Origin of the sequence: Nocardioides alcanivorans (assembly GCF_021555175.1) — a bacterium.
Lineage (GTDB): Bacteria > Actinomycetota > Actinomycetes > Propionibacteriales > Nocardioidaceae > Nocardioides > Nocardioides alcanivorans.
The window spans coordinates 135,618-149,271 of the sequence record NZ_JAKGRW010000006.1; the positions used below are offsets into that span (position 1 = coordinate 135,618).

Annotated in this window: 12 protein-coding genes and 1 pseudogene; 10 read left to right on the forward strand and 3 right to left on the reverse strand. The window is 66.1% G+C overall.

The features are described from left to right. Positions 1-94 precede the first annotated feature (94 nt). The 5 genes and pseudogenes from L1066_RS03530 (at position 95) to L1066_RS03550 (ending at position 4,768) form a co-directional block, all read left to right on the forward strand. Complete coding sequence (locus L1066_RS03530; RefSeq protein WP_235735000.1) at positions 95-736, forward strand: ABC transporter permease; 642 nt, start codon at positions 95-97, stop codon at positions 734-736. After that, on the forward strand, positions 733-1,944 hold the full coding sequence (locus L1066_RS03535) for an ABC transporter ATP-binding protein (protein WP_235735001.1): 1,212 nt from the start codon (positions 733-735) through the stop codon (positions 1,942-1,944). The genes L1066_RS03530 and L1066_RS03535 overlap by 4 nt, the downstream gene beginning before the upstream one ends. After that, on the forward strand, positions 1,937-2,839 hold the full coding sequence (locus L1066_RS03540) for an ABC transporter permease (RefSeq protein WP_235735002.1): 903 nt from the start codon (positions 1,937-1,939) through the stop codon (positions 2,837-2,839). The genes L1066_RS03535 and L1066_RS03540 overlap by 8 nt, the downstream gene beginning before the upstream one ends. A 1-nt stretch (position 2,840) precedes the next feature. Further along, positions 2,841-3,835, forward strand: a pseudogene (locus L1066_RS03545) (glycine betaine ABC transporter substrate-binding protein). 96 nt (positions 3,836-3,931) lie between these two features. Beyond that, the gene (locus L1066_RS03550) at positions 3,932-4,768 is read left to right on the forward strand and encodes a mycofactocin-coupled SDR family oxidoreductase (RefSeq protein WP_235735003.1); all 837 of its coding nucleotides are present in this window, start codon (positions 3,932-3,934) and stop codon (positions 4,766-4,768) included. Between the two features lie 89 nt (positions 4,769-4,857). On the opposite strand, the gene L1066_RS03555 is transcribed toward L1066_RS03550, so the two are convergent. Together L1066_RS03555 and L1066_RS03560 are read right to left on the reverse strand one after the other, a co-directional pair. Then, positions 4,858-5,289 (reverse strand): nuclear transport factor 2 family protein, encoded by a 432-nt coding sequence (locus L1066_RS03555; RefSeq protein WP_235735004.1) that lies wholly within the window; start codon positions 5,287-5,289, stop codon positions 4,858-4,860. A gap of 31 nt (positions 5,290-5,320) precedes the next feature. Continuing rightward, on the reverse strand, positions 5,321-5,932 hold the full coding sequence (locus L1066_RS03560; RefSeq protein ID WP_235735005.1) for a TetR/AcrR family transcriptional regulator: 612 nt from the start codon (positions 5,930-5,932) through the stop codon (positions 5,321-5,323). An 80-nt stretch (positions 5,933-6,012) separates the two neighbouring features. Between L1066_RS03560 and L1066_RS03565 the strand changes: the two genes are divergently transcribed. The 4 genes from L1066_RS03565 to L1066_RS03580 all read left to right on the forward strand — a co-directional run bounded on the left by L1066_RS03565 (position 6,013) and on the right by L1066_RS03580 (position 10,567). Next, a complete protein-coding gene (locus L1066_RS03565) occupies positions 6,013-6,780 on the forward strand; it encodes an SDR family NAD(P)-dependent oxidoreductase (protein ID WP_235735006.1) in 768 nt (255 codons plus the stop codon). Between the two features lie 5 nt (positions 6,781-6,785). Next, positions 6,786-8,054 (forward strand): sulfotransferase family protein, encoded by a 1,269-nt coding sequence (locus tag L1066_RS03570; RefSeq protein WP_235735007.1) that lies wholly within the window; start codon positions 6,786-6,788, stop codon positions 8,052-8,054. 934 nt (positions 8,055-8,988) lie between these two features. Then, positions 8,989-9,333, forward strand: a complete 345-nt coding sequence (locus L1066_RS28365; protein WP_376707634.1) for an alkyl sulfatase dimerization domain-containing protein — start codon at positions 8,989-8,991, stop codon at positions 9,331-9,333. A 49-nt stretch (positions 9,334-9,382) separates the two neighbouring features. Beyond that, entirely contained in the window at positions 9,383-10,567 is a 1,185-nt protein-coding gene (locus L1066_RS03580) for an NADH:flavin oxidoreductase (RefSeq protein ID WP_235735009.1), read from the forward strand. Here L1066_RS03580 and L1066_RS03585 read toward each other — a convergent pair. After that, complete coding sequence (locus tag L1066_RS03585; protein WP_235735010.1) at positions 10,527-11,099, reverse strand: GNAT family N-acetyltransferase; 573 nt, start codon at positions 11,097-11,099, stop codon at positions 10,527-10,529. The two genes, L1066_RS03580 and L1066_RS03585, sit on opposite strands and share 41 nt — an antisense overlap. 179 nt (positions 11,100-11,278) lie before the next feature. On the opposite strand from L1066_RS03585, the gene L1066_RS03590 reads away from it, so the two are divergent. Further along, positions 11,279-13,453 (forward strand): glutamine synthetase III family protein, encoded by a 2,175-nt coding sequence (locus tag L1066_RS03590; RefSeq protein ID WP_235735011.1) that lies wholly within the window; start codon positions 11,279-11,281, stop codon positions 13,451-13,453. The last annotated feature ends 201 nt before the right edge of the window (positions 13,454-13,654 follow it).

Consider the following 13,654-nt stretch of genomic DNA (forward strand, 5'->3'; position numbering starts at 1 on the left):
AGGGCCCGACGACACGCCGGTTCCTCGCCCCCGCCGGGTACCTGTGGTTGTCTTGCACAAGCCAAGTGCAACCCGATGGGGTGATCCGAAGCAGATGTGGAACTTCGTCAAGGACCGCTGGGACCAGATCCTCTACAACGCGCTGCAACACGCCAACCTGGTGCTCCAGGCGGTGCTGCTGGCCACCGTCGTGGCGGTGCTGCTGGCCGTGGTCGTCAACAAGTTCCGACTCCTCGAGCCGGTCGCGAACACACTCTCGGCGATCGGCCTCACCATCCCGTCGTTCGCGCTCGTGGGCCTGCTGCTTCCCATCACCAAGATCGGGGCGACGACCGCATTCATCTGCGTCGCCTTCTATGCCACGCTGCCGATCCTGCGCAACGCCGTGGTCGGGTTCAGCCAGGTCGACGCAACGCTGCTCGAGTCGGCCAAGGGCATGGGCATGACCGAGGTCGGCATCCTGATGCGGGTCCGACTCCCGATGGCCTGGCCGGTCATCCACGCAGGGGTGCGCACCTCGGTGCAGATGTCGATGGGCATCGCTGCCATCGCCTCCTACGTGCTCGGGCCGGGCCTGGGCGGCTACATCTTCACCGGGCTCTCGCAGGCCGGAAACAAGAACGCCTTGAACTACGCGTTGGTCGGGACGGTCGGCATCGTGGTCGTCGCCCTCATCGCCGACCTGCTGATGCTCCTGCTGGGACGCATCACCATCTCGAAGGGAATCCGCGCATGACCGAGACCAGTGCCGCGAACGACCAGCGGGCGATCAGCGGAGCCGAGCTCCGGCTCGAGCAGGTGGTGAAGCGCTACCCCGGGCAGAAGGTGCCTGCGGTCGAATCACTCAGCCTGACCATCCCGGCCGGCGAGATCGTCGCCTTCGTCGGTCCCTCGGGCTGCGGCAAGACGACGTCGTTGAAGATGATCAACCGCCTGATCGAGCCGACGTCGGGCACGATCCTCATCGACGGACAGGACATCAGGCAGGAGAGCGCCACCAGCCTGCGCCGCAAGATCGGTTACGTCATCCAAGGTGGCAGCCTCTTCCCCCACATGACGGTTGCCACGAACGTCGCGGTGGTGCCCAAGATGCTCGGGTGGGACGCACAGCGCATCACGGCGCGCGTCGACGAGCTGCTCGACCTGGTCGGCCTCGATCCGGACCGTTACCGCGATCGCTACCCACGAGAGCTCTCGGGCGGCCAGCAGCAGCGTGTCGGCGTCGCCCGCGGCCTTGCCGCGGATCCGCCGGTGATCCTCATGGACGAGCCGTTCGGCGCGGTCGACCCGATCACCCGCCAGCGACTGCAGGACGAGCTGATCAGCATCCAGCGCGAGCTCGGCAAGACGATCGTCTGCGTCACCCACGACATCGACGAGGCCATCAAGCTCGGTGATCGCATCCTGATCCTGCAAGAAGGCGCGAGGATCGCGCAGTACGACACCCCTGAGAACATCCTCGCTGCCCCGGCCAACGACTTCGTGGCCGACTTCGTGGGCGCCGGGTCCTCCCTCAAGCAGCTCTCCCTGACCCGGATCCGCTCGCTCGACCTGAGCCGGCCGACCACGGCACGGGTCGGCGAGGAGACGGCGCCGGTGATCCAGAAGGCGGAGCAGGCGGGTGACGAGACCGTCGTCGTACTCGATGACCGCGACCGTCCGGTGGCGTGGCCGTGGCTGCGCCAGATGCGCAACAACCCACGCGTGCGGGGCGAACCACGCGAGAACCTGGTCACTCTCGACCAGGCCGCCACGCTCAACGATGCCCTCGACACGATGCTCACCTCGACCCACTCCAAGGTGATCGTCACCGGCGACCGTGATCGCTACCTCGGCGTGATCGACTTCGAAGCGGTGACCGACCACATGCGTCAGGCCGAGAAGGAGGCAGCCGAGCACGTCGAGCAGGCGGAACGTGAGCCGGAGGAGGGCAGTGATGGCTGACCCGAGCCTGGCCGTGCTCGACGAGGAGCCGGCCCCCGAGCGCAGGCACACGAAGCGGGTCATCACGCGGGAGATGGTGATCATGCTGATCGTCCCGCCCGTCCTGGTCGCGGCGATCTTCGGCATCTTCGTGTGGTGGCGCCAGACCGCCGAGCTCGACGTCGTCGAGGCGAACCAGCTCCAGTGGGACCTGCTCATCGACACCAACTTCCAACAGGTGTTCCCCAGCTGGAACCCGACCAGCTGGAACGCCCCGTTCCCCAGTTGGAACCCCGCCAGCTGGTACGACGGTCCGTTGGTGCAGGGGCTGATCTGGGAGCACGTGCTGCTCACCACGGTGGCTGCGGTCATCGTGGTGCTGGTCGCCGTCCCGCTCGGTGTGATGCTGACCCGTGGTGGGCTCCGGGCCCTCTCACCGCTCGTCATCGGCATCGCCAATGCCGGCCAGGCAGCACCGTCGGTGGGGCTCATCGTGTTGCTGTTCCTCTGGCTCGACGGTGGCTTCTGGACAGCGGTGCTCGCGCTGAGCCTCTACGGGATCCTGCCGGTGCTGCGCAACACCATCGTGGGCATCCAGGGCGTCGACCCGACGTTGGTCGAGGCCGGCCGAGGGATCGGCATGACCAGCGCGATGACGCTGTTCAAGATCGAGTTGCCCCTGTCGATCCCCGTGATCATGGCCGGCGTGCGCACCTCCCTGGTGCTGATCGCCGGCACCGCATCCTTGGCCTGCTTCATCGACGGGGGTGGGCTGGGGGAGATCCTCCAGACCGGGATCACTCTCTTCAAGTTCTCGCTCATGGTGACCGGTGCCGTCCTGATCGCGTTGCTCGCGCTGCTGATCGAATGGCTGGGACGAGTCCTCGAGCTGGTCACCCGACCGAAGGGGATCTGACATGGTCGAGGTACTGCGTCGGCGCCGTGGCACGCTCTCGCTGACGGGTTTCGTGGTCTGCTTGGCGCTGCTCCTGAGCAGTTGTTTCCTGGGCACTGCGGCGGGGCCGATCCGCAAGGGAGAGCTTGCCGGTCCGGTGGCGGACACCAAGCCTCTGGACGACCTGGAGATCGCCGTGGGCTCCAAGAACTTCAGTGAGAACATCATCCTCGGCAAGATCGCCGTCACCCTGCTTGCGTCGGCCGGCGCCGACGTCACCGACCTCACGAACATCCCGGGAAGTGCGGCCGCGCGACAGGCCCAGATCGAGGGACAGATCGATGCCATGTGGGAATACACCGGCACCGGTTGGATCACCTACCTCGGTCACACGGATCCGATTCCTGACGAGGAGAAGCAGTACGTCGCGGTGCGCGACGAGGACCTGGAGAAGAACGGCCTCGTCTGGCTGCCACCGGCGCCGATGAACAACACCTACGGTTTCGCGATGACCCAGGAGGTCAGTGATCGGCTGGGCATCACCAAGCTCTCAGAGTTGCAGGACGTCCCGGTCAAGGAACGCACCTTCTGCGTCGAGTCGGAGTTCACCAACCGACCCGACGGTCTGCCGGGGATGTTGAAGACCTATGACATCCCCCTGGGCAAGGAGGTCCCGCAGGCAAACCTGAAGACCTATCAGACCGGAGCGGTCTACAGCGCGACGGCGAAGGGGAGTGCAACTTCGGCGAGGTCTTCACCACTGACGGTCGCATCGTCGCACTCGACCTCACCGTCCTCGAGGACGACCGTGAGTACTTCCCGAAGTACAACGTCGCCCTCGTGGTCAACGAAGGCATCGTCGAGGACCACCCACAGATCAAGGATCTCTTCGCCCCGGTCACCGCGAAGCTGACCGACGACGTGCTGCTGCAGCTCAACGCCAAGGTCGACGTCGACGGGCTGGAACCCGTGGACGTCGCCTATGACTGGCTCAAGGATGAGGGCTTCATCGAGTGATGTGACTCCACGCTGGACCGCTGTTCGGGACCGGGCGACATGTTGGGCGTCCAGCCGGTGTTGATTGGGTCCCAAGAACCGACGCAAGGAGTCTGAATGAACGAGTTCGAGGGCAAGGTCGCCCTGATCACCGGTGGCGCCAGGGGACAGGGTCGAGCGCACGCGGTGGCGTTCGCTGAGCGGGGAGCAGATGTGGTGATCTGCGACCGTTGCGAGGACAGCCCGAGCGTGTTCTACCCACTCGCGACCGAGGAGGACCTGGCGGAGACCGCCCGGTTGGTCGAGGCCGCCGGCGGACGTTGCATCGCCGCCAAGGTCGACACCGCGGACCGGCCCGCGATGGATGCTCTCGTGGCCCGTGCCGAGTCGGAGTTCGGCAAGGTCGACATCGCCGTTGCCAACGCAGGTGTCTCGGTCGCGGCCCCGGTGCAGTCGATGACGTCGGCTCAGTGGTCGGAGGTCATCAACTCGAACCTGACCGGTGTGTTCAACACGGTCGGTGCGGTTGCGCCCGGCATGATCGAGCGGCGTTACGGTCGGATCGTCACGATCTCGTCGATGCTCGGGCGGGCCGGCAGCACCAACATGGCTGCCTACAGCGCTTCCAAGTGGGGTGTGATCGGCATGACGAAGAGTTCCGCACTCGACCTCGCGCAGTTCGGCATCACGGCGAACGCGATCGCTCCGGGAAACATCTCGACCCCGATGATCCACAACGACGCGCTCTACTCGCTGATGCGTCCCGACCTCGAGAGCCCCGCCGCCGATGACGTGGCGCCCGTCTTCGAGAGCCTTCACGCTCAGCCGGTTCCGTGGCTCGAGCCCTTCGAGATCACCCGTGCGGTGCTGTTCTTCGCAGCTGAGGCCAGCGCGCACATCAGCGGCACGGTGCTGCCGATCGATGCGGGCAACGCCGCTCGCGTCTCCGGCTGACGACGCGCCCCGCTCGACGAACGACGCCGCCCGGACTGCTGATGGCAGTCCGGGCGGCGTCGGCGTTTCTCCAGGGATCCGTCTCCTGCTCAGTCGAGGCGGGCCTTGAGGTCAGGAAGGGCGGTGATGGACACGATCTTGCAATCGTCGTCGAACTCGAACAGGTCCATGGAGGCGAAGTCAGGCATGCCCTTCACGTCCACCCGCATCTGCATGGCGGCGTAGTTGCCGACAACGGTGACGGGCGTCGAAAGGCTCACGGTGAACGGCGTCCGCTCACTCTCGGCGAAGAAGGCGCGAATCTCGTCGCGACCGCGGTTGGTACGAACCCCGACGGGCTCGTGCTGGACCGCATCCTCGGCGAAGAGCTCGGCGAGGGCATCGGTCTGGTGATCGGCGAGCAACCTGACATAGGTCTCGACGGCGTTGCAGATCTGGGCGCGGGTGGGCTTGGTGGAGTCACGTTCGGGCGCGGTGCTCGGTGCCAGGAGCGTGTGGATGTCTTGCGGGTTCTGGGTCATTGCTGACTCCTTCGCGACGGGGATGGTGGGGTCATTCGGTGATGGCGCGTGCCAGGGATTCGGCGGAATACTTGATGAGTGCATCCGGCTTGACTCCGCGGGCCCACTTGTTGACCAGGGTGTCGGCCAGTCCCATGAGGCCGGACCAGACGAACGGCAGCAGAGCGGGGTCGGTGCGCAGCTGCCTGCCTTCGGCGGCCGCGGCGTCCTCGAGTGCTCGGAGAAGTTCCGAGAACTGACGATCGGTCGACTCGCTCAACGCCCGGATGGAAGCACGTTCGCTGAGGTTCCCGTCGCTGTCTCGCCAACTCGCGGCCAGGTGTCCGACGCGGCTCCACTGCCGTGTGGTCTCGGGGACCACCGCGCTCAGCAGGGCTGCGACGCCGTCCTCGCGGGGCAGCGCGCGGACGAACTCGGTGAGCTCCTCCTGGCTCTCCTGCAGGAGGGCGACATAGATGTCCTGCTTGTCGACGAAGTACTGGTAGATCAAGCCGGTACTGATATTGGCGCGCTTGGCCACCGCGCGGTTCGTCAGCGCGGCGTATCCGCCTTCGTCGAGCAGCTCTGCGGCGGCGTCCAGCACGCTGCGCCGACGCGCCTCAGCATCGCCGTAGATCGAGCCGGTGCCGTTTGTTGTGCTCATGGGACGTGACCCTAGCGATGGATTGACCACTGGTCAATCTAGGATTGACCAGTGGTCAATCTGTCTCTACAGTCGCCTCCATGAGTTCTCAGAAGCGGAACAACGCGGTGACCTACGACTTCTCGAAGACCAGCGTCCTGGTGACGGGAGGGTCGAATGGACTGGGCCTGGCAATCGCGCAGGGCTTCGTCGCGGCCGGTGCGTCGGTGACGATCACCGGCACCCGCGCCGACGCCGCTGCCTACGACCACGACCTCTCCGCCCTCGACTACCGGCAGTGCGTGATGACTGATCGTGACCAGATCGAGGAGGTTGCCACGGGTCTTCCGTCGCTGGACGTCCTGGTCAACAACGCGGGTCAGACCCTGACACACAAGGGGGAGTGGAACCCTGACGTCTTCGAGGAATCGCTGACGGTCAACCTGACGAGCGGCTTCCGCATGGCAAGTGCCTGCCTGCCCTTGCTGCGGCGCAGCGAGCTCGACGGCGGCGCCGCCGTCGTGAACGTCGCCTCGATGGCCAGCTTCTTCGCAGTTGGCATGGTGCCGGGCTACGGCGCCTCGAAGGCGGGCATCGTGCAGATGACCAAGACGATGGGCGCTGAGTGGGCACGCAAGAACGTGCGGGTCAACGCGATCGCGCCGGGGCTGACGGCGACCAACATGACGTCGGCCCTGCAGGCACACCCCGAATACAGCAAGCCGTCGATCGACCGTACGCCGGCCGGTCGGTGGGCGGATCCGGCCACCGACGTTGCACCGGTGGCGTTGTTCCTGGCGAGCCCTGCTGCACGTTTCGTCACGGGGCAGACCTTGCCCGTCGACGGTGGCTACTCGATCCAGGGTTGAGCGCCATGACCTCCGAGGCCTCGCAGCTGCTGCGGGTCACCGACCTGCGCGACCCCGTTCTCTCCGACGTGCAGCGTCACACCCTCGCGTATGCCGAGGCGAACCCGGTCGAGCTGAGTGTCGAGAGCGTGCTTGCCGCGGCCCGGCACGAGACTGGCCTCGACGACTTCGGGCCAGATGACTTCCACGAGCGACTTGCCCTGCAGCTGGACGAGATCGACGCAGATCCCCATCGGTCCGCGGTGGCACGGCTCGTGACCTTCGGCAACAGTGTCCGCTACGCGGTCAACCGACTGAGGGTGATGGACCTGCTGCGCAGACACCCTGAGATCCACGACGTCGAGATCGCGGCTCCGGTCGTCGTGGTCGGCCTGCCCCGTTCGGGCACCACACACCTGGTCAACCTGTTGGCAGCAGACAAGCGTTTCCGTTCGCTCCCGTTGTGGGAGAGCCAGGAGCCGGTCCCGCGGCCCGAGGACGAGATGGACACCGATGGGCCGGACCCACGGATCGCTCGCTCGCAACGCAGGTGGGACCACATGAAGGCATCGAGCCCGGTCCTCGCCGCGATGCATCCGATGAACCCGGACCACATCCACGAAGAGCTCGAGCTGGAGTGCCTCGACTTCTCCAGCTACAACTTCGAGTGGGCGTCAACGATGGCGCCACGATGGCGCGACTACTACCTCGCCCACGACCAGCGGCCGCACTACGAGTTCCTGGCCACCATGCTGAAGGTCCTGCAGTGGCAGCGTGGTCCGAACCGCTGGATCCTCAAGTGCCCTCAGCACCTCGAGCAGCTCGGTCCCTTGATGGAGACCTTCCCGGACGCCACGGTGGTGATGACCCATCGCGATCCCGTCTCGGTGGTGCAGTCGGCCGCGACCATGTCGGCCTATGGCGCGCGCGCGAACTTCAAGCGAGTCGACGTCGATGCGATCTTCGACTACTGGGCCGACCGGGTAGCCAGGTTGCTCGAGGCCGGCACCAGGGACCTGCCGAGGATTCCGGCCGGCCGTCGTGTCGACGTCTTCTTCCACGAGTTCATGGCCGACGACATCGGCACCGTGGAGCGCATCTATGCGCGGATCGGGATCGACTTCACCGAAGAGGCTCGCGCCAGTGTCGCCGAACACCTCGAGCGTCATCCGCGTGGAGCCGACGGCCAGGTCGTCTACGACCTGCGCGCCGACTTCGGCCGTGAACCCGACGAGCTGCGTGCTCGATTTGCCCCGTACCTCGAGATGTTTCCCGTGAAGGTGGAAGTCCAGTGAGTCCCGTCTCTGCAGAACAGGTCGACGAGTTCATCAGGAACCGTCCCGGCAAGGTGCTGCTCGACCACGTCTACGCAGACGAGGCCGTCGCCATCAACGACTTCATCCACATGTCGCCGGGGTCGAGCGCCGCCTACATGCTGGTCACCCCGGCAGGACGGGTGATCGTCAACACCGGGCTCGGCTACGAGGCTCCGCACCATCGCAAGCTGTTCGACGAGGTCTACGCGGGCCCCACCCGCTACATCGTCACGACGCAGGGTCACACCGATCACGTCGGCGGCGTTGCGGGCTTCCGAGAGCCGGGCGCGCTCTACGTGGCGAACTCCCTCAACCCGTCCGTTCAGCGCGACGACGCCCGCGTGATCACGAGGATGCGGCAGTGGGCACCGGTGTGGTTCGGTGTCGATGTCGACACCGTGCGCGGCTTCAGTCAGGCGCGCCCCGACGTGGCGAACAAGCAGGACGTGCCCACTCCCGACCTGATGTTCGACGATCGCCTTGCGCTGGACGTCGGTGGGCTGCAGATCGAGCTCCACTCCGGTGTGGGCGAGACCGTGGACGGGGCAATGGTCTGGTTGCCGCAACACCGCATCGCGCTGATCAGCAATCTGCTGGGTCCGTTGTTCGGACACTTCCCCAACCTGAACACGATTCGTGGGCAGCGCTATCGCTACGTCGAGCCCTACCTCGCCACGATCACCAAGCTCCGGGACCTACGGCCCCAGCTGCTGATCACTGGCCGCGGTGTTCCCGTGGAGGGTGAGGAGATCATCGACGCCGTCCTCAAGCGGATGTACGACGCCGTCGACCACATCCACCGCGCGACCCTGGACGGCATCAACGCGGGCAAGGACGTGGAGACGCTCGTTCGAGAGGTCACGTTGCCCGACCATCTCTACGTCGGCCAGGGCTACGGCCAGGTCAAGTGGGGGTGCGGACGATCTGGGAGACCTACCTGGGGTGGTTCCACCACCGCGCCACCTCGGAGCTGCACGCCGTACCGCGGGAGCAGACCCTCGCCAGCCTGGTCTCGATCGCGGGAGTGGACGGCGTGCTCGATCGTGCGCGCAGGCACCTCGCGCAGGGTCAGGCCGAGGAGGCGACTGCCCTGGTCGAGGCAGTGCTGGCCCACACGCCCGAGCATGCCGCCGGGACGGCCCTTCTCGTCGACTGTCACCAGGCGCTGCTCGCGGACCCGGTGACGGCAGAGAACTTCTGGGAGTCGGGCTGGCTGCGGCATCGCATCGGCGTCCTCGAAGGGCGGAACGGCAACTGAACAGTCATCGCACGCACATGATCCGCACGGCACGTCCACAGGGAGAGCAATGATCACCGACTCCGGAACCACCGTCCCCGATGCGTTCGCCCCGGCCCAGCTCGGGCCGGTGACCCTGCGCAACCGCATCATCAAGTCAGCGACCTTCGAGGGGCGGACCCCGAAGGGGCTGGTCACCGACGAGTTGATCGACTTCCATCGCCGTTTCGCATCAGGCGGCGTCGGGATGACGACGGTCGCCTACTGCGCCGTCGCTCCGGAAGGTCGTACGGCGCCGGGCCAACTGCAATGGACGGATGAGGCGATGCCGGGGCTACGACGTCTCACCGATGCCATGCACGCGGAGGGCGCTGCCGTCTCCGCGCAGATCGGACACGCCGGTCCGGTGGCGCCACCCAAGGCTCTCCGGATGCCTGCGTTGGCCGCGAGCCGACGGTTCCACCTCACGGGGCTGAACTTCGCCCAGGCGGCGTCCGCAGCAGACATCGTCCGGATAACGCAGGCCCACGTCAATGCGGCCCTCCGCGCAGCGGAGGCGGGATTCGATGCCATCGAGATGCACTTCGGCCACGGCTACCTGATCAGTTCGTTCCTGAGCGAACGGCTCAACCACCGCACCGATTCCTACGGTGGCAGCCTCAGGAACCGGGCCCGGTTCGCACGCGAGACGGCCAGTGCTGTCCGTGATGCGGTGGGGGACCGGATCGCGATCCTGGCGAAGGTCAACATGGACGACGGCGTACCGGGCGGGTTCTGGCTCGCCGAGGCGATCCGGCTGGTCCGCTGGCTGGAGGAGGACGGGTCGCTGGACGCGGTGGTCCTCACGGCCGGGAGCTCTCTGGAGAACCCGCTCTACACGTTCCGTGGGGATGCGCCGCTGAAGGAGTTCGAAGCGGTGATGCCGCAGCCACAGAAGCTCGGCATCAAGATGGTGGGCAAGCACTTCCTGCGCACCTACCCCTACCAGGACACCTATCTGCTCGACCACGCACGCCAGGTTCGCGCGGCGGTCGACCTGCCACTGGTGCTGCTCGGCGGCGTCACCGGGCGGGAGTCGATCGAGCGGGCCATGACGGAGGGGTTCGAGTTCGTCGAGATGGGACGGGCACTGCTCAGCGATCCCGACCTGGTCAACGCCATCCAGGAGGAGGGAGTGGGTCAGTCATTGTGCATCCACTGCAACAAGTGCATGGTCACGATCTATCGGGGTACCCACTGCGTCCTGCGTCCCTGAGACGTGACCAGCCGGGTCCCGGGTTCGTCTTCACCATGGCGCAGCGTCGAGAAGCATCCAGGCCGGGCAGCATTGCCTCGTGCTCCATGACGCGAGCCAGCGCCGGCCCCACTTCGTCATCGTCGAGGATGCGGTAGCCCAGCCGTCGGTAGTAGGGCTCGTTCCACGGCACGTCGCGAAATGTCGTCAACGTCGTTGCCGCGCGGCCGTCACGGCGACCCCAGGCCTCCACGTGGTCGATCAACCGCTGGCCGATGCGACGTCCCGCGTGTTCTGGTGCGACCGAGACCTGAGCGATGTGGGCGTTGTCGTCAAGGACCTCGGCACTGATGTAGCCGGCGACCGCTCCCTCGGTGACGGCCACCCAGGCCCGGCCCGCATCGACCGCGGCAGCCAAGACCTCCGGGTCAGGCTCGTCGCCGGCGACCAGCGGCATCTGGACCGAGTGGAAGAGTTGCCCAGCCTCGATCTCGACCTGGACGAGCCGCGCCACGTCCTCTGCCTTCGCGGAGCGGATGGAGTAGGCGGACATGCGGCCATGCTCGCACCCCTGTCCACCGGTTTTCGCCTGGGCCGCGGCCGCCCCTGCGTCGCGGCGAGGTAACGGCAGGTTGGGGAGATGGAAACATTGCGGAAACATTCTGTCGGTTTTCTGAAACAGGACCTTTGTAGCGTCGTGGCATCGACCAAACGACGATTGCGAGCCAGAACATGACTGCCAACGAAGTCCGCAACGTGGCCATCACCGAGGTCCTCAACCGCTCGGGTGTGGAAACGGCAGAGATCCACCCGCTCAGTGAAACGTGGGCCTGCGACGTCTTCAACCTGGCCAAGATGGAGGAGGCGCTCTCCAAGAACGCCTTCAAGGCCGTGAAGAAGACGGTCCAGACGGGTGAGCCCCTCGACCCGGCCACGGCCGACATCGTTGCCTCCGCCATGAAGCACTGGGCGATGGGCAAGGGCGCGAAGTTCTTCTCGCACGTGTTCTACCCGCTGACCAACATCACCGCGGAGAAGCACGACGGCTTCATCGTCACCAATGCCGACGGCAATGCGATCACCGAGTTCACCGGCAGCCTGCTGATCAAGGGTGAGCCGGACGGCTCGTCGTTCCCCAACGGCAGCTTGCGGATGACCAACGCTGCGCGCGGCTACACCGCGTGGGACCCCACCAGCCCCGCCTACATCATGCAGACCGCCAATGGCGCGACCCTGATGATTCCGAGCGTCTTCATGTCCTGGACCGGTGAGGCGCTCGACAAGAAGATCCCGCTGCTGCGCTCCAACGCGGCGATGGACAAGGCTGCGCGTCGTGTGCTCACCCTGATGGGGGAGACGGACATCGCTCCGCTCAACGCGAGCTGTGGCCCCGAGCAGGAGTACTTCCTGGTCGACCAGCACTTCGCGGCCGCGCGTCCAGACCTGCTGCTCGCTGGTCGCACGCTCTTCGGCGCCGCGCCGGCCAAGGGCCAGGAGTTCGACGACCACTACTTCGGTGCCATCCCCGAGCGCGTGCAGATCTTCATGCAGGCCTTCGAGGACAAGCTCTACCGGCTCGGCATCCCGGCCAAGACCCACCACAACGAGGTGGCTCCGGGCCAGTTCGAGATCGCGCCGTACCACGAGGCCGCCAACGTCGCGGCCGACCACCAGCAGCTGCTGATGACGGTGATGAAGGCGACGGCTGCCGAGCACGGATTCCTCTGCCTGCTGCACGAGAAGCCGTTCGCCGGCATCAACGGCTCCGGCAAGCACGTCAACTGGTCGGTCGGGAACTCCACTCAGGGCAACCTGCTCGATCCCGGCACTTCGCCGGAGCACAACCTCAACTTCCTGCTCTTCTGCGGTGCGGTGATCCGAGGTGTGCACAAGTTCGGCCCGCTGCTGCGCGCCGTCATCGCCACTGCCTCCAACGACCACCGACTGGGCGCCAACGAGGCCCCGCCGGCGATCCTGTCGGTCTACCTCGGTGATCAGCTCGAGGCGGTCTTCGACGACATCAAGAACGGCAAGGTCTCGGTCTCCAGCGACGGTGGCGTGATGGATCTCGGTCTGTCGCAGATCCTCAACTTCAAGCGCGACCCGGGCGACCGCAACCGCACCTCGCCGTTCGCCTTCACCGGCAACCGTTTCGAGTTCCGGGCGGTCGGTTCCTCGCAGTCCGTCTCCGGGCCGCTCGTCGCGATGAACACGATGCTCGCCGACTCGCTCGGCTGGATCGCGGACAAGCTCGAGGCCGAGCTCGCCGCTGGAAACAGCAAGGTCAAGGCGGTCGCCACGGTGCTGCAGGAGCTCATGCAACTGCACGGCAACGCGATCTTCGGCGGCGACGGTTACTCCGCCGAGTGGCACGAAGCGGCGGTCACCGAACGCGGCCTGCGCAACCTGCCGACCAGCGCCGACGCCCTGCCGGTCTTCACCGAGCCCGAGGTGGTGGAGCTCTTCGAGTCCACCGACGTACTGTCGGCCGTGGAGCTCAACGCTCGTTACGAGGTGTACGCCGAGCAGTACATCAACTCGATCGCTGTCGAGGCCAAGCTGGTGATCGATCTGGCCAAGACGGTCATCTACCCGGCCGCACTGAAGTACGTCGCCGACCTCGCCCACACCTACACCGCCGTGGAGGCGCTGGGTGCGTCGTTCGACACCGGTCAGGTCAAGGTCATCACGGAGAACATGAACCGGCTGCTGGAAACGGTTGCCGAGCTGGCGACGGAACTGGACCGCCACGACTTCGCTGACACGAAGGCGCACATGGCGCACTCCGCCACCACCATCCGTGCGCTGATGGACCAGGCCCGCGTCCACGCGGACGCCCTCGAGTGCGAGGTGGATGACGCGGCCTGGCCGTTGCCGAAGTACCGCGAGATGCTGTTCATCAAGTAGGAGTCCAGCGCCTCGACGCCCTGCCGTCGAACCGCGAGGTTCGGCGGCAGGGTGTTCTCGCTCTCCGGCGGGGCCAGCTCGAGCGCCGGGCGTGCGGTCCTGGGCCATCCGGTCCCCGACGCTATGATTTTCGACATGGATGTGCCTCGAAGTACCAACCGTTCACCCGCGATCGCGGTTGGGGGTGAACGGGCCTGATGG

Bases quoted from the DNA above. Each gene is read 5' to 3' on its own strand.
- L1066_RS03530 (WP_235735000.1), top strand. From the start codon at position 95: ATGTGGAACTTCGTCAAGGACCGCTGGGACCAGATCCTCTACAACGCG.
- L1066_RS03540 (WP_235735002.1), top strand. From the start codon at position 1,937: ATGGCTGACCCGAGCCTGGCCGTGCTCGACGAGGAGCCGGCCCCCGAG.
- L1066_RS03535 (WP_235735001.1), top strand. From the start codon at position 733: ATGACCGAGACCAGTGCCGCGAACGACCAGCGGGCGATCAGCGGAGCC.
- L1066_RS03555 (WP_235735004.1), bottom strand. From the start codon at position 5,289: ATGACCCAGAACCCGCAAGACATCCACACGCTCCTGGCACCGAGCACC.
- L1066_RS03570 (WP_235735007.1), top strand. From the start codon at position 6,786: ATGACCTCCGAGGCCTCGCAGCTGCTGCGGGTCACCGACCTGCGCGAC.
- L1066_RS03565 (WP_235735006.1), top strand. From the start codon at position 6,013: ATGAGTTCTCAGAAGCGGAACAACGCGGTGACCTACGACTTCTCGAAG.
- L1066_RS03580 (WP_235735009.1), top strand. From the start codon at position 9,383: ATGATCACCGACTCCGGAACCACCGTCCCCGATGCGTTCGCCCCGGCC.
- L1066_RS03560 (WP_235735005.1), bottom strand. From the start codon at position 5,932: ATGAGCACAACAAACGGCACCGGCTCGATCTACGGCGATGCTGAGGCG.
- L1066_RS03585 (WP_235735010.1), bottom strand. From the start codon at position 11,099: ATGTCCGCCTACTCCATCCGCTCCGCGAAGGCAGAGGACGTGGCGCGG.
- L1066_RS03590 (WP_235735011.1), top strand. From the start codon at position 11,279: ATGACTGCCAACGAAGTCCGCAACGTGGCCATCACCGAGGTCCTCAAC.
- L1066_RS03550 (WP_235735003.1), top strand. From the start codon at position 3,932: ATGAACGAGTTCGAGGGCAAGGTCGCCCTGATCACCGGTGGCGCCAGG.